The organism is Bartonella sp. AP65SXKL (assembly GCF_042195725.1).
Taxonomy (GTDB): domain Bacteria; phylum Pseudomonadota; class Alphaproteobacteria; order Rhizobiales; family Rhizobiaceae; genus Bartonella.
This window is the reverse complement of record NZ_JBHIOW010000001.1, coordinates 232,476-248,173: the sequence shown is the minus strand read 5'-3', so window position 1 is coordinate 248,173 and position 15,698 is coordinate 232,476. Positions and strand designations below refer to the sequence as shown.

The 15,698-nt window shown below is 35.3% G+C and carries 11 protein-coding genes; 4 read left to right on the top strand and 7 right to left on the bottom strand.

The window, feature by feature from the left end; genetic code table 11:
- Positions 1-216 precede the first annotated feature (216 nt).
- From ACFIMP_RS01000 to ACFIMP_RS00975, 6 genes are all read right to left on the bottom strand, one after another.
- The gene (locus ACFIMP_RS01000; RefSeq protein ID WP_375611135.1) at positions 217-1,491 is read right to left on the bottom strand and encodes a M16 family metallopeptidase; all 1,275 of its coding nucleotides are present in this window, start codon (positions 1,489-1,491) and stop codon (positions 217-219) included.
- Positions 1,492-1,574: 83 nt separating this feature from the next.
- Positions 1,575-2,972 (bottom strand): threonine synthase, encoded by a 1,398-nt coding sequence (gene thrC, locus ACFIMP_RS00995; RefSeq protein ID WP_375631597.1) that lies wholly within the window; start codon positions 2,970-2,972, stop codon positions 1,575-1,577.
- Between the two features lie 637 nt (positions 2,973-3,609).
- A complete protein-coding gene (locus ACFIMP_RS00990; protein WP_375613017.1) occupies positions 3,610-3,972 on the bottom strand; it encodes a hypothetical protein in 363 nt (120 codons plus the stop codon).
- Positions 3,973-4,181: 209 nt separating this feature from the next.
- Positions 4,182-4,544 carry a hypothetical protein gene (locus tag ACFIMP_RS00985; RefSeq protein WP_375613016.1) on the bottom strand — a complete coding sequence of 121 codons (363 nt, stop codon included), beginning with the start codon at positions 4,542-4,544 and terminating at the stop codon, positions 4,182-4,184.
- A 189-nt stretch (positions 4,545-4,733) separates the two neighbouring features.
- Entirely contained in the window at positions 4,734-5,090 is a 357-nt protein-coding gene (locus tag ACFIMP_RS00980; protein ID WP_375613015.1) for a hypothetical protein, read from the bottom strand.
- Positions 5,091-7,084: 1,994 nt separating this feature from the next.
- Complete coding sequence (locus tag ACFIMP_RS00975; RefSeq protein ID WP_375620663.1) at positions 7,085-7,780, bottom strand: HAD family hydrolase; 696 nt, start codon at positions 7,778-7,780, stop codon at positions 7,085-7,087.
- A 370-nt stretch (positions 7,781-8,150) separates the two neighbouring features.
- On the opposite strand from ACFIMP_RS00975, the gene ACFIMP_RS00970 reads away from it, so the two are divergent.
- Positions 8,151-9,239 (top strand): site-specific DNA-methyltransferase, encoded by a 1,089-nt coding sequence (locus ACFIMP_RS00970; RefSeq protein ID WP_375613050.1) that lies wholly within the window; start codon positions 8,151-8,153, stop codon positions 9,237-9,239.
- A 756-nt stretch (positions 9,240-9,995) separates the two neighbouring features.
- Here ACFIMP_RS00970 and mutY read toward each other — a convergent pair.
- A complete protein-coding gene (mutY, locus tag ACFIMP_RS00965) occupies positions 9,996-11,054 on the bottom strand; it encodes an A/G-specific adenine glycosylase (RefSeq protein ID WP_375620664.1) in 1,059 nt (352 codons plus the stop codon).
- Between the two features lie 203 nt (positions 11,055-11,257).
- Between mutY and ACFIMP_RS00960 the strand changes: the two genes are divergently transcribed.
- From ACFIMP_RS00960 to ppdK, 3 genes are all read left to right on the top strand, one after another.
- Positions 11,258-11,758, top strand: coding sequence for a DUF721 domain-containing protein (locus tag ACFIMP_RS00960; protein WP_375611142.1), 501 nt, complete (start codon positions 11,258-11,260; stop codon positions 11,756-11,758).
- Between the two features lie 82 nt (positions 11,759-11,840).
- A complete protein-coding gene (locus tag ACFIMP_RS00955; RefSeq protein WP_375611143.1) occupies positions 11,841-12,497 on the top strand; it encodes a DsbA family protein in 657 nt (218 codons plus the stop codon).
- A 174-nt stretch (positions 12,498-12,671) separates the two neighbouring features.
- On the top strand, positions 12,672-15,338 hold the full coding sequence (gene ppdK, locus ACFIMP_RS00950; RefSeq protein ID WP_375613012.1) for a pyruvate, phosphate dikinase: 2,667 nt from the start codon (positions 12,672-12,674) through the stop codon (positions 15,336-15,338).
- Positions 15,339-15,698: the final 360 nt, after the last annotated feature.

Here is a 15,698-nt window from a genome sequence, read left to right as displayed (position 1 = left end):
TTATATTTTAAAAGGGCAAAGTTAAACCATGAATTTCCAGATTTCACGGATATACCTTCACTTATTAGAATCTTTATCACATGAAGTATGAATTGGGTAGTTTTGTACGCCTATTTGCCCAATATTTCCAAAACTTATTTAATGAGGAGAGCTTTTGTGGTAAATTTTATGATAAAATATGTGATGTTATTGTGATGCTGCTTTGAAAAGAAGTTTTTACTTTAGCTTGTATGAAAGAGTTGACGTTAAATCATCAAAATTTATGAGGGGTCCTACAGGTCCGACAGCAGTTAGTGTTGGAGTGGAGTTTGTAAAAAGACGATGTGCTAAATCAGTTAATCTTTTAGGAGTGATGAGATTGAGGCGTTCAATTGTTTCCGATATTGGAATTGGTCGACCATAAAGGAGTATTTGGCGAGCAATGAGATGTGCTTGACTAGAGGGATTTTCCTGTGACATTGTCAGATTTGCACGATATTGCGTTTGTGCTCGTTGCAGTTCGTTGGCGTGAATATTTTTGCTGACCTTGGAAAGTTCATCAAGAATCACAGGAATAAGTTCTTTGAGCCCTTCTTGTCCGGTAGCTGCGTGAACACCAAAAAGCCCAGTATCTGAAAATCCCCAATGAAAAGCATAAATAGAATAGCATAATCCACGTTTCTCTCTTACCTCTTGAAAAAGACGTGAAGACATACCACCACCAAGAATGATAGAAAGAATTTGGGCTGCATAAAAATCACGCGCGTGATAAGCACGTCCTTCAAACCCTAGAACAACTTGTGTATCCATTAAATCGCGATATTCACGAAAGTCGCCACCGACATAATTTGCAAGATTAGTAAGAGGTGCGGTTGAATGGGAGCGAAAAGTACCAAGACGACTTTCAACTTCTCGCAAGAAACTTTCGTGCTTTACAGCTCCTGCAGCAACGACAATCATACGATCTGCACTATATTGTTTATTGATGAAATCATGGAGATCAGTAGATGTAAATGATTGAATAGTTTTAGCTGTTCCTAAAATAGAGCGTCCAAGGGATTGATGACGAAAGGCTGTTTCTGTAAAGTGATCAAAAACAATATCATCAGGAGTGTCATGGGCAGCACCAATTTCCTGAAAGATTACTTGTTTTTCTCGTTCTAGTTCATCGTCGTCAAATTTTGAATGCATTAAAATATCGGCTAAAATATCTATAGCAAGTGGGATATCGCTTTTAAGAACACGTGCAAAGTAAGCTGTTGTTTCAATACTGGTTGTAGCATTGATTTCACCGCCAACATCTTCAATATCGGTTGCAATTTGAAAAGCAGTACGGTTTTCGGTTCCTTTAAAAGCCATATGCTCAAGAAGATGAGCAATACCATGCTGTGTGGAGGTTTCATTGCGTGAGCCCACTTTAACCCATATTCCGAGGGCAACACTATCAATTTGTTGCATTGTATGTGTGGCGATAGTCAAACCATTACTAAGGCGACATATATCTACATCCATGTATTTACAACTCCATTAAATAAGCTAAATACCTCATTGTAAGGGTATCAGAATATTCTTGATTTAAATTAATGCAGCTAACTTTAATAAGATGCACGCGATTTTAAAGAAATATAATCTTTTACTATTTTTTCATCATTAGCAAGATTTATAAAATGTTCTTCGTGTTTCATTACATCATTGAGATGAGATGGCCATGGAGCATGAAGGCCACAAGCGCTTTTAATAGTATCAGGAAATTTAGCTGGATGAGCCGTGGCAAGAACGATCATTGGAATATGCGGTTTTTTGTTTTCACGCGCTACTTGAAGAGCGACCGCTGTATGTGGATCAACAAGATAGCCACTTTCCTTATAGACACTATCAATTGTTTGAGCTGTTGCAGCCATGTTGCTTTTTCCAGCGGAAAATAGGGAACGAATATTTTTGAGTTGCTTTTCATCAAGAGTAAAGAGACCCGTTTTTTTCAAGTTTTCCATTGCATTGCGAATCCACATTGGATCACGATTGCCACTTTCAAAGAGCAAACGTTCAAAATTAGAAGAGACCTGAATATCCATAGAAGGTGATGTTGTATGGACTATTGGTTGTGTTTTGTAAGTACCACTGGTCAATGTACGTACAAGGATGTCGTTATCATTCGTTGCGATGACCAGTTGAGCAATGGGTAATCCCATACGGGCTGCGACATAACCTGCAAAAATATCACCAAAATTTCCAGTAGGAACAGTAAATGAAACAGCTCTATCAGGTGCTCCTAAAGAAAGTGCAGATGAAAAATAGTAAACAATTTGCGCCATGATACGCGCCCAATTTATAGAATTAACACCTGAAAGTGCTCTTTTTTTACGAAAATTGTGGTCATTAAACATTGCTTTGACAAGAGCTTGGCAATCATCAAAATTTCCTTCAATGGCAATGGCATGAACATTGGAACAATGATTGGTTGTCATTTGCCGTTGTTGAACAGGCGATACACGTCCTTTAGGAAATAAAATAAAAATATCTGAGTGTTCTTTTCCAGCAAAAGCCTGTATTGCAGCTCCTCCTGTATCACCTGATGTTGCAGCAATAATCGTTGCACATCTATTTTTTTCAGTCAAAACATAATCCATCAGTCGAGAAAGAAACTGCATTGCTACATCTTTAAAAGCTAAAGTAGGACCATGAAAGAGTTCAAGGATAAATTCATCTGCTCCAGTTTGTCGTAACGGACAGATTGCTGGATGGTGAAAGGTTGCATAAGATTCAGCGATCATATTTTCAAAAGCTGTATATTCGATTTCGTTATTCACAAAGGGCCACAGAATAGTTTTAGCAATTGTTGTATAGGACTGACCACGAAGTGCTCGTAACGCATCAAATGATAGCTGAGGAAATTTATCTGGCAAATAAAGTCCCCCATCACTTGCCAACCCTGTCATGATTGTTTCCGTAAAGCTTAAAGCAGGAGCTTCACCTCTCGTGCTGATATATTCCATAAGTCTTATCCTTTTTTTATTTCTGGCAAATTGGTGAAGTTATTTATTTCACGTTTTTCATAATATTTAAATTATTAAATGGATAGAGCTTCTTTTCTTCTTTTTAATTCAATAATGAAAGGAAATAGCCTTAAGCATTTTTATTTTTGAGATATAAACACCAAATGTTCACAGAAAATCTGTTACAGTCAAAAATTTTCTCTCTATCATTCATTCACTTAAATTTTACAACGTATCTTCACTTGTACACCTTCTTAAATAATAAAATTAAATAGATAGAATGGTATTTACTGAAGAACTTTTGTATAAAACTCAATCATTTATAGTTATTTTATGCTCTTAATACTTTGTAACAATTAAATCTGCTAAACTGAATGTTAAAATGATACATCTCAGGACTCACATTGGAAGATTTATAAGGTAATTTTATGGCATTTCGTGCGCAAATCTATACTTTGAATAATCTTTTTTAGCTTAATTTATCACTTTGTATAATAATAGATATTATATTTGTGCTATACAGTATGGTAACCTAAAGTTTATCCATAGAAAACATACAACAGCCTGCTAAATGATGGGAAGCAGGCTGTAAAGTATTTTCATTTTAAATAGAAAAAAATAACTAAGTATCTTTGAATTATTTGCCTTTAATTTTTCCTATTGCCCATCCGATTATCCCGCTAAATATGGCCATAACAGATCCAGTCAAGAATCCAAAACCCAAAGCTCCTACTGTAGAAAAAACTCCTAGCGTAATTGGTTCAAACACTTTCTCAAATTTTCCTTCAAAGGCAGATTCACTTTTTGCTTTATGAGTGAAACTTGGGACATAAAGAGCAGCTATATCGATAGCTTTTTTCTTTCCTTGTTCTATTAAAGAGACAGTTTCCCATTGAGTATCATTTTTCAAATGATTGGCATGAACATTTATAACTTGTGAAAGCAGAAAAGCAACTGCTATAAAAATATTTAATACGTAAGTTTTCAATACTTTAATCATAGTTTACCACCAATACTTTTATTTTAATCTGAATTGAATAGATGCATCGGCAGAATTAGTGCACATTGAGAGAAACAGAAGCATTTAAAGCTTTTTTCACTCTTAGTGTGATAATTCATTAGTTTTTGTCATCAACAATGGATAAACACGGAATATGTTCATAGTTTATATTTCATATGAGAAGGTCTTATTCTGATGAAATTTCAATTTTAACGAGATTTAAAATACAATATTATTTTACTTATTATCCATCCTAAAAACATGCCTATCGTACTTGATGCATATCCAAGTGCCATCCCCATACCAAAAGCCCCGAGTGTAAGAGGTTCAACAACCTTTTCAAATTTTCCTTCAATAGTAGCTTCATTACCCACTCCACGATTTAGACTAGGTCTATAGAGAGAAACGGTATGGACTGCATCCTTTCTTTTCTGTTCTATTGCAGAAACAAAAATATTCTCACGATGAGTACTATTTTGTAAAGAGTTTGCATGCACATTTACAACCTGAGAAAGAGAAAAGGCAGACATAATGAAAATACTTAATATATGATTTTTAAATAATTTAATCATAATTTACCTCAAAGATTTATACTATTCAATATATATGAGTAAATTTATACTTAATTTATACTTTGGATATTTGGATGTAATCTACAACATTTATATTTTGTAGCATAATGAGCTTCATTATGTAATTATTTACAATGAATTATAGCCACATAATAAAGCTATTATTATAGAGTTCTAGACGAGGTTGAATTATTTGAACATCAATACTATGTCCTTTATCCAACTTATTATCGATCCTATAAAGCTCATTACATGTCCAGTAAACAATAGCCCCATTCCTATAGTCATAGGCTCAACGACCTTTTCAAATTTTCCTTCACCTATTGTTCCATGTTCTGTTTGATAATTTACAGACGGAGCATAGAAAGCAGTCGTAGAAACTACATCGGATTTCGCATATTTTACTTGTTCCATTGGGAAAACAGAAAGTTCCTCTTTTGGAGTATCGTTTTTCAAATAGTTTGCATTAACATTTACAGTTTGTGAAATAAAAAAAGTGCTCGCTATAAAAATGCTTAAAATATAATTTTTAAATATTTTTACCATAACTTTACCTCAAATATTTTTAAGTTATATATGTAAGAAATATACATAATGTTTATGTATCTCACACTATACACAAGTAATATAGTTCAATATGTATTTTTAGTCAATAATAAAAATACATATAAAAATATAACTATAATTTTTATAAACGTTATTGTAAAAAAGTAACAGTAATAATTACAAATTATATTTTTTAAAAACTTTATACAATATTTTATTATGTGTTATATATAAAATAACATATGGTTATCGTATAATTTTTATAAAATGACATTAATATATTTTTTAAATACATTTATAGATAATAAAATTGATCAAAATTTTTACATATTAAATATATAAAAAATTATTTATTATCGATAGTATAATAGAAAAAATGAAAATTATGATGTGGTTATAAAAATATTATTAACAATTAAAATATGAATGGACACGCTAAAATTTTATTATTTATAGTATTTATTATAGATAGTCATTATTGTAGAATGTGTGTTCTATAGATATTATTAAATTATTATTCAAGGGTTATTTAATTGCATCGTGATAGCAGAATAATACTGCTTAATTTACTATTAAATATATACATTTATCTTATAGATAATAATATGTTATAGATACTAAAAAATGTACAATTTTCTCATAGTGTAAAGTAGAGCTCGAATTGGATAGAGATAAATGATATTATCTTTTTATCGCCAATGTGAACAGCATATTACTATGATGCAAGGCAGTGTATAGAAGAATATAATTTAGACATATTTATGAGTGCCGAAAGATCAGCATTAGATAATATTTTCAACACTTTCTTCTTTCCAAACTGAAAAGCCGCTTTTATTTTTAGAAAGTGGATTACTTTTGAAAAGATCTGATTTCATTGCTTATTTAAAAAGGCTATTAAGTGCTTTCGGAAAATTTTAAGCAACTATTGGTATCGCTGTCGCTTGTTTAACATGATTATATGTTTCATATTTATGTGCTTTTTTAAAGAAACCGTTCTCAAGGTACTCAAGCCTATTTTGCAATGATAGATATGATGATAAAGCCCCCATAATATAAAATTCTTAGGGCATCAGAATTTTTGACGTTTATAAAGAAGAAAGATGGCATTGCCATACACTTTTCTCGCTCCTAATGTTGCTACAATTTTTGCCTTTTGAGATGATTCATTAAAAGGCATTTTTATTTCTTTATTTATTTAATTCAGCATATCTAGGTTTGAAATGAGAGAATCTTACAATATTCGGTTTTTTTGCTTAATTTGAATCATGATAAATTATGATTATAAATCAATATATTGTCTGTAAATTACTTGGTATGAAATATTTTTTATAAAATGCACATCTTCATAAGAGTGTATTCTTTTTGTTTTTTGTAATCTTAGGGAGGTTGTACCAATTGATGCTGTTAAAATACTATTTAAGCAGCAAAGTAAATAAGCCTTCAACAAGTTTATGAGATTTGGATTGAGTAAATATAAGCCTTTGTAACTCAACAAGGACGCATTTGTCATTTTCAATAAAGTCTTGTGTTCCATAGATTCCGCGAATTTTAATATTTTTTCCATGATCAATATGCACATCCCTTACAATTTTACCATAGTGTGTGTTTTTTTGATCAGATGAAAGAGGTTAGCAATTTTCACATCTTATCGAGCAAGGCATCGTAATATTTCTTTTTTGACAAATATAATAATTTATCAGGATGAGCTGCTGTGGTTGGGAGTGGGATATTGGATTTGAGATAGATAAGCAGGGTTTAATTTTTATGAGTTTGCACCCCTGTTTTTTGCTTTTTTTTTAAGTACGTGCAATGGTTAACAGACTTATGATCTCAATGAGGTGCTATATTTTTCCTTCACATTGAGATGCAATTCACCCGTGTCGTGAATTGCGCATTTATTGAAGTTATTATAAAAGGAGCAGCGAGAAGAGCAGGACATTTGAATAAAAATGCTTCTTACAAGAGTTTACAAATTGATATATTCAAGAGATTTTTTATAATAGATCTCGCCATACTGCCATTGCTTCTAAGACTTCTCCTAAATGAGCATGTTTTGCAATAACTGTTTCTGCACCAGCTTCTGCAAGTGCATTAGAGTGGCCAAGATAGCTATGTGATCCTCCCGTAAAGCCGATGACACGCATGCCTGCTGCTATGGCTGCGTGTACACCATGAAGTGAATCTTCTATAACGATAGTGTTTTGGGGCTCTGCCTGTAATTGTTGTGCGGCAAAAAGGAAAACATCAGGGGCCGGTTTCGTTCTTTTTGTTCCAACTTCAGGTGCTGAAAATATTTTACCTTCAAAAAGGTCATAGAGATCAACCGTGGTGAGCATCTCTTTTATATCTACGCTTTTTGCATTAGAGCAGATACAGTAGGGATAGCGTGTTTGGATAATTTCTACAGCTTCTCTTACATCATCAATAGCCCGTAATTTAGTTTTTATTTGTGTACGAAAAATATTAGTCATTTGATCTATGAGATGAGCAGAAATAGGTTTTTCTGTTTCCTGTTCAACGTGTTTAAGAATATCGCGAAAGATAAGCCCTGCAAAACGCTCACTCAATTCTTCGGGTGATATTTCATATCCTGTTTGTTTGAGCAATTGAGATCCAATTTTTGCTGCAAGATATTCAGAGTCGACGAGAACTCCGTCACAATCAAAAATAATAAGATCTATCTGAGGCATAAGATATTCCTTTACATGTTACGAGATGGACAACTTTCATGAAAACGATATTGAGAAGATCTTATTTCATAAAAATACGCTTTGAAAATGATTCTTAATTCTTTTACGAAATAAAAGATATGGGAACAGTACATTGAAAAAAAGAAAATTAAGGTTTCATTCATATGAAAGTTTTTTTACTAAAAAAACAAAAACAATTATCAATTTTGTAGAACTTTAACGATACGTTTACGCTATTTTGTAAATATAGATTGGTAATGCGGGCCTATAAACTATTTTGGTTGATTATAGGGCAAATTCAGTTAATTTTGTTGGGTTTTTCATGACAGTTATTCAGCTTCAAAAAGATTTCCTTCGTACTCCCTCACAAATGCCATGGCGCAATAAAATTTTTAAAGGAGATTGTGTTTCCGTTTTAGAAAAACTTCCAAAACATTCTGTTGATATGATTTTTGCGGATCCACCCTATAATTTGCAATTGGATGGAGCTTTATACCGTCCAGATCATTCGCTTGTTGATGCGGTTGATGATGCATGGGATCAGTTTGAGAGTTTTGCTGCTTATGATGCTTTTACTCGTGCATGGTTGCTTGCTTGTCGTCGTGTATTAAAACCCAACGGAACACTTTGGGTTATCGGATCTTACCATAATATTTTTCGGGTTGGGACGGCATTACAAGATTTAGGTTTTTGGATGCTTAATGATATTATTTGGCGCAAGAATAATCCGATGCCTAATTTTCGAGGGCGCCGTTTTCAAAATGCTCATGAGACGCTTATTTGGGCCGTGCGAGATCAAAAAGATAAAAAGTACACATTTAATTATGATGCCTTAAAAGCGGCAAATGAAGATCTACAAATGCGTTCAGATTGGCTTTTCCCTCTCTGCACTGGAGCTGAACGTTTAAAGGATGATTCGGGGCGTAAATTACATCCAACACAAAAACCGCAAGCGTTATTAGCGCGTATTATTATGGCTTCTAGTAAACCTGGTGATGTTATTCTCGATCCGTTTTTTGGTTCGGGAACAACAGGTGCTGTTGCCAAGCTTTTAGGGCGTGATTTTGTTGGGATTGAACGCGAGCAAGATTACATCGATGCAGCATGTGAGAGAATTGCGGCGGTTCAACCTTTAGCGCAACCAGAACTAGCGATTTTGGATAGAAAAAAAGCAGAACCGCGCGTAGCATTCAACAGTTTGCTTGAAGCAGGTTTACTCTATCCTGGAGAAGTTCTGTATGATCGTAAGAAGCAAGTATCTGCTATTGTAAGAGCTGATGGTACGATTATGCATGGTGGTGAAGCGGGCTCAATTCACGCAATGGGAAGAAAGGCTCAAGATTCGCAGAGTTGTAATGGTTGGACCTTTTGGTATTATGAGGAAAATGGACGGTTGAAGTCCATAGATCATTTAAGAATGATCATACGTTCACAAATGTTAAAAACGGGTGTTTTATGAACTAAGCTGATCGCTTCATTCTATTGACCACCAATGTACCTGATCTTGATTGAGATGGACGTGAGGGCGTTTTATGCCTTTATTAGATGTTTTTTATTGACACACTAATCTCGCTTGTAAGCGACAAGCGAGTATTTTTATGCTTCTTTTAGAAGAAATTAAAATGAGAAATTTTCACTCTATGTTCTCGTTTTAGTTCCAAAACAGTAAAATTTCAATATAAGCTTATAAAAATGAAATATCAGAATTAAAAGGTTCATTCAGAAGTTCAAAATTAAGTGCTTTTTTGAATACATACATCTGTAAAGTGCATATAATATATTGATTATAAATATAATTTAGCGCAACTCATATCGAATTGCCCTCGGAATATCGTCAAGTTTTCTTATTTCAAATTTGTTCCATATTGAATCGATGAAAATTACTTTCTTGCATGTCATAAACGGGGTTGGCGTGTGAATAAAAATTGTTAACCAAAGAACTAAAAGTACCTCTTATAATCCGTTTCACGTACCAAGGGATGTTGAGGGGGCTGGTAAATATAACGATGGTGCTAACTTGCTCCGTCATAAGCGAAAAAAGGATAGATCCTGAAATTTAAATCTAAAGCTTCTAAGCGTTTCTATCCCTCTTTAATTTTTGTCTGTAGAAAAAATTGGTTATTTCATTTTTTAAAATTTTTCTTTTACAGATTAGTAAATGATCGCTAGAGATACAAAAGTCTCCATTAGAAAACATTTTTATGAATAGGGAAGGTTATTTAAATCTAAAAGAATTGGGAAGTGCTACGGAAATGGCTTTTTTCATAACAGTAGGTAATGCTTCTTCGGCAAGATGTTGAATGTTACACCACCAACCATTTTCACAATTCATTTCATGAACATCTTCGGTATAGTAAACATCAAGTTTTAGAGAAAAGTGAGTAAAAACATGCGTAATTTGTCCTTTGAATTGCCAATTGGCAGTAAAGGGTGCGTTTTGTAGCCCATTTTCGTTGTTTATGCCAATATTGTTAGGAATTTGGGTCATTCCACCAAGGAGCTTTTGCGTCTGTCGTTTTTCCAAATAAATTTGTTTCTTTTTATTAAGGACCACAAAAGCAATACCTGTTTTTGAAGGGCGTTCTTTTTTAGGGGCTTTAACTGGAAAAGACTCCGGTTGTTGCATCTTTTCTGCTTTGCATAAACATTGAAGAGGGCAGGTATAACAAGATGGTTTGCGTGGAGTACAAATTGTTGCTCCCAAATCCATCATTGCTTGAGCAAAGTCACCAGGACGATTTAAAGCAGTAATTTTTTGTGTTTTTTCTTTAATTTCAACTTTTGCTTTTTGCAGTATTGAAGTGATAGCAAAAAGTCGCGCTACCACACGTTCGACATTACCATCAACCACTGCTACAGGGTGGTTAAAAGCAATCGCAGCAATGGCTGCGGCAGTATAATCTCCAATACCGGCTAGAGTTCGCAATTCTTTTACAGATTGTGGAAATTGTCCCGCGTAGTTTTCAACAAGCTGTCGCGCACATTTTTTAAGATTACGTGCGCGTGAATAATAACCAAGTCCAGCCCATGCTTTCATGATATCATCTTGGGAGGCTTTTGCTAAAGAGGAAAGATCAGGCCATAGTTTTAGAAACTTTTTAAAATAAGGCTTAACTGTTTCAACGGTTGTTTGTTGAAGCATGATTTCAGAAAGCCAAACTTGATAAGGATCAGGACGGATACCTTGTTTTTGCTTTTCGGGGGTAATCCGCCATGGAAGATGTCTGTGATTTTGATCGTACCAAGCAAGGAGGTGCGAAGAAATTTCATACATGATTGCTTTCAAGCATAGGGAGATATAAAATGCAAAAGAAAAAATTATTTATTTTGTAATTCATGTTTTTTGCTCTTTTATTGTCAAGGCTCTGGTGAGAAAAGGCTTTTTATTTTGTTGATATTTCATAAATTGAGGAGGCAACAATTTTTAGATGAAACAAATGATTTTAATTTAGTAAGCGCTTGAACAATGATCTAAAAATGAGAAAACAACTTAAAAAACGTATCTTTTATTCTCTTTCTGAGGCGGTATACAAAATACTTGATCCAGTTTTACGCAAACGGACAGGGCTTAATGTAGCGCTTATAGAACATTGGCCACAGATTGCAGGCTATGATATCAGTGAACATACAATGCCGCTTAAAATTATTTGGAAACGTCGTGCAGATCAAGATGAAGTTTTTCAGCCAGCAACACTTGTTGTCGCATGTGAAGGATTTGCTGCGTTAAAATTGATGCATGAAACAGAGGAATTACTTCATAGAATTAACGGATTTTTTGGCTATATTGCTATTGATCGCATCAAGATTGAGCAAAGGAGTATGTCGGTTTTTATGAATCACTTGCCTCTAAAACCGCCTTTGAGTGAACAAGACAAAAAATACGTGGAAAAAATGCTTGAAGGAATTGAAGATAAAAGTTTGCACCAAGCACTTTACCAACTTGGCTGTTGCATTTTTTTGGAAAAAAATAATAAATAGAAAGATATTTTATATATTTTTCTTTAATATATGAGAAAGCATTGGATTCCTATTCGTTAATAACAACAGAAAAGTATTATTTATGGTAAAATATCGTTCTTTTTTATCTTTCGGGATAATTTTTCTCTTCATAACGATTGTACAAAACAGTGTAACAGTTGCTTTAGCGCGTGATCCCAAATCAGTGGCAACTGTTGATATGGCAGAGCTTCTCCAATCGGGTAAAGTAAAGGATCGCTTTGAGGGAGAGGCGGATGCACCAGTCGTCATTGTTGAGTATGCTTCGTTGACATGTACCCATTGTGCGCATTTTTATAATGATATACTTCCCCAAATTCGTAAAAAATATATCAAAACAGGAAAAGTAAAACTTATTTTCCGAGAATATGCTTTTGATCCTCGGGCAACAGCAGGTTTTATGTTGGCACGGTGTGCACCGGAAGATCGCTATTTTCCTTTGATAGAAGTTTTATTTCAAAAACAAAATGAATGGGCTTTCGGAAAAAATGCTCTAACACCATTGAAGAAAATTGGCTTAATGGCTGGTTTTACAGATGAAAGTTTTACTGCGTGTTTGAAAAATCAGTCCATTTTAGATGAAGTAAATGCATCTTTTGAACGCGGTAAAGAGCTTGGTGTCACAGCAACACCTACTTTCTTTATTAATGGTAGTAAATATGAAGGTGCCATGAAAGTAGAAGAATTTTTTTCGGTGATTGATAGTTTTCTAAAAAACTGAATCTTAATCTTCCAGAAGATGGATAGTGATACTTTTGGTCATTATCTCTTTTGGAAGGATTAATATTATGCATTTATGAAGCGATATCGTTGAGCCAATTTTGAATCAAATCATTGCTTTTAAGTGAGCCTGGGTTGAATGATGTTTTGAAGCTGATATGGGAGGATTTGTACAGTGAAAAAATGGGTTTATAGTTTTGGAGATGGAAAGGCAGAAGGAAGTGCAAGTGAGCGTAACCTTCTCGGAGGTAAAGGGGCTAATTTGGCAGAAATGAGTAATCTTGGTTTGCCCGTACCACCCGGATTTACGCTGACAACAGAAGTTTGTAATTTTTATTATGCCCATGACAAATCATATCCAGAAGAGCTACAGGAATCTGTTAAGCAAGCACTAAGATACGTTGCTGAACAAACAGGACGTGAATTTGGGAATGAACAAAGACCACTTTTGCTGTCTGTTCGTTCAGGGGCTAGGGCTTCTATGCCAGGGATGATGGATACAGTGCTGAACCTTGGCATGAATGATAAAACTGTAAAAGCAATTGCTTTACAAGCCAATAATGAACGTTTTGCTTATGATAGTTATCGGCGTTTTATCCAAATGTATTCTAACGTTGTTTTGGGGCTAGACCATTCGTATTTTGAAGAGATTCTTGATGAAGTAAAAGCATGCAATGGTTACACTATTGATACAGAAATGACAGCAGATGATTGGAAGAATGTTATTATTTCTTATAAAGCCTATGTTGAAGAAAAATTAGGAACCCCTTTTCCACAAGATCCTGAACAACAGTTATGGGGGGCAATTGGAGCCGTTTTTTCAAGTTGGATGACAGCACGTGCAGTTACTTATCGCCGTTTACATAGCATTCCTGAAAGTTGGGGAACGGCAGTTAATGTGCAAGCTATGGTTTTTGGTAACATGGGAGAAGATTCGGCAACAGGTGTTGCTTTTACACGCAATCCATCGACAGGGAAAAAAGAACTTTATGGTGAATTTTTAGTTAATGCGCAAGGGGAAGATGTTGTGGCGGGCATTCGAACGCCTCAAAATATTACAGAAAGTGCGCGTATTGTTGCTGGTTCAAATAGACCGTCGTTAGAAAAAATTATGCCTGAGGCTTTTTTGAAATTATGTCAGATTGCGCAGAAGCTTGAGCAGCATTATCGGGATATGCAAGATCTCGAATTTACCATTGAAAAAGGTAAATTATGGATGCTTCAGACTCGTTCAGGAAAACGCACGGCTCGTGCGGCTCTCAAGACGGCAATTGAAATGGTTGAGGAGGGGTTAATAAACCGTGAAGAGGCTGTGATGCGTATTGATGCAAAGTCGCTGGACCAACTTTTGCATCCAACACTTGATCCTAAAGCAGAACGTTTTGTTATAGGACGTGGTTTACCTGCTTCTCCTGGAGCCGCAACTGGTGAAATTGTTTTTACTTCAGAAGAGGCAGAAACTGTGTCGGCGGAAGGTCGCAAAGTTATTTTGGTCCGGGTAGAAACAAGTCCAGAAGATATTCATGGTATGCATGCTGCAGAAGGAATTTTAACAACGCGTGGCGGTATGACAAGTCACGCTGCTGTTGTTGCGCGGGGGATGGGAAAACCATGTATTTCTGGTGCTGGCAGTGTGCGGATTGATTATAACACAAATACATTGTTTGCCTCAGGAGAAAGCCTAAAAAAAGGTGATGTTATCACAATTGATGGTGGAAGTGGAGAAATTTTCAAAGGGAAAGTTGCAATGTTGCAGCCTCAGCTTTGCGGAGACTTTGCAAAATTAATGGAATGGGCTGATGGGATGCGACGTATAAGAGTTCGCGCTAATGCTGATACACCATCTGATGCCCGTATGGGGCGCTCTTTTGGGGCTGAAGGTATAGGTCTTTGCCGTACGGAGCATATGTTTTTTTCTGATGAACGTATCGTTGCCATGCGTGAAATGATTTTAAGTCATGATGAAAGTGGTCGTCGTAAAGCACTAGATAAGCTTTTGCCAATGCAGCGTTCAGATTTTAGTGAATTATTTGAAATTATGTGTGGTTTACCTGTTACTATCCGCTTGCTAGATCCACCATTACATGAATTTTTGCCTAAAACGAAAGCAGAAATTCTTGATGTTGCAACAGCTATGGGTGTTTCTGCTGAAGTGCTTGCTGAACGCACTCAGCAGTTGCACGAATTTAATCCTATGCTTGGATTACGAGGATGCCGTTTAGCTATTACTTATCCTGAAATTGCAGAAATGCAAGCGCGGGCGATTTTTGAAGCAGCAGCAGAAGCTGCCCAAAAATCTGGATCTCCTGTTATGCTTGAAATTATGGTGCCACTGGTTGCGCTTAAATCTGAACTCGATTTTGTGAAAGCGCGTATTGATCAGGTTGCTGAGGAAGTGATGAAAGAAAAGGGAAGCACTATTCAATATATGGTTGGGACGATGATTGAACTTCCAAGAGCGGCGCTTCGAGCAGATGAAATTGCTGAAACTGCTGAATTTTTTTCATTTGGAACAAACGATTTGACACAAACTACTTTTGGGATTTCCCGTGATGATGCAGCTCCTTTTTTGGCAACCTATTTTCAAAAAGGTCTTTTAGAGCAAGATCCTTTTGTGTCTATTGACCGTGATGGAGTAGGGGAACTTATTACCATTGCTGCACAGCGTGGACGCTCAAAGCGTGCAAAAATAAAATTGGGAATTTGCGGTGAACATGGAGGCGATCCTGCCTCTATTGCTTTATGCGAAGAAAATAACCTGGATTATGTTTCGTGTTCTCCTTTTCGAGTGCCAATTGCTCGTTTAGCAGCAGCTCAGGCCGCAATAGCAAAAAGGATGTAATGGGTTAATATTTTTTGTTGTATCGTTATTACTGAAATAAATTTTTATATATTCTTTTATTTTCTTTAATAAAGGGAATAAAAATGCTTCTAAAATGCACGATAAGTTGTGTTACGCGAGAAAGTGTTTTTTTAGAGGTTTATGAGAGAAAATATAAAGCACAGGATAGACAAAGATGTATTATTAATGCACTTTTTATTGGCGAACCTCTTGATAGAGAGAAACGTGTTATTGTGCAGTCAATTTACGCGTTTGCTTTTTTATAGGGGAATGAGCTCCTCACGCAAAATAGAATGCTCCAAACAAATGCATTTTTTTTGCGCATCATGCTGTTTGAGATAGACATTTCTCAATGGATGC

Excerpts from the sequence above, each read along its gene's own strand:
- ACFIMP_RS00990 (WP_375613017.1), bottom strand. The coding sequence starts at position 3,972 with ATGATTAAAGTATTGAAAACTTACGTATTAAATATTTTTATAGCAGTT.
- ACFIMP_RS00970 (WP_375613050.1), top strand. The coding sequence starts at position 8,151 with ATGCCATGGCGCAATAAAATTTTTAAAGGAGATTGTGTTTCCGTTTTA.
- ACFIMP_RS00960 (WP_375611142.1), top strand. The coding sequence starts at position 11,258 with ATGAGAAAACAACTTAAAAAACGTATCTTTTATTCTCTTTCTGAGGCG.
- thrC (WP_375631597.1), bottom strand. The coding sequence starts at position 2,972 with ATGGAATATATCAGCACGAGAGGTGAAGCTCCTGCTTTAAGCTTTACG.
- ACFIMP_RS01000 (WP_375611135.1), bottom strand. The coding sequence starts at position 1,491 with ATGGATGTAGATATATGTCGCCTTAGTAATGGTTTGACTATCGCCACA.
- ACFIMP_RS00985 (WP_375613016.1), bottom strand. The coding sequence starts at position 4,544 with ATGATTAAATTATTTAAAAATCATATATTAAGTATTTTCATTATGTCT.
- ACFIMP_RS00975 (WP_375620663.1), bottom strand. The coding sequence starts at position 7,780 with ATGCCTCAGATAGATCTTATTATTTTTGATTGTGACGGAGTTCTCGTC.
- mutY (WP_375620664.1), bottom strand. The coding sequence starts at position 11,054 with ATGTATGAAATTTCTTCGCACCTCCTTGCTTGGTACGATCAAAATCAC.
- ACFIMP_RS00955 (WP_375611143.1), top strand. The coding sequence starts at position 11,841 with ATGGTAAAATATCGTTCTTTTTTATCTTTCGGGATAATTTTTCTCTTC.
- ACFIMP_RS00980 (WP_375613015.1), bottom strand. The coding sequence starts at position 5,090 with ATGGTAAAAATATTTAAAAATTATATTTTAAGCATTTTTATAGCGAGC.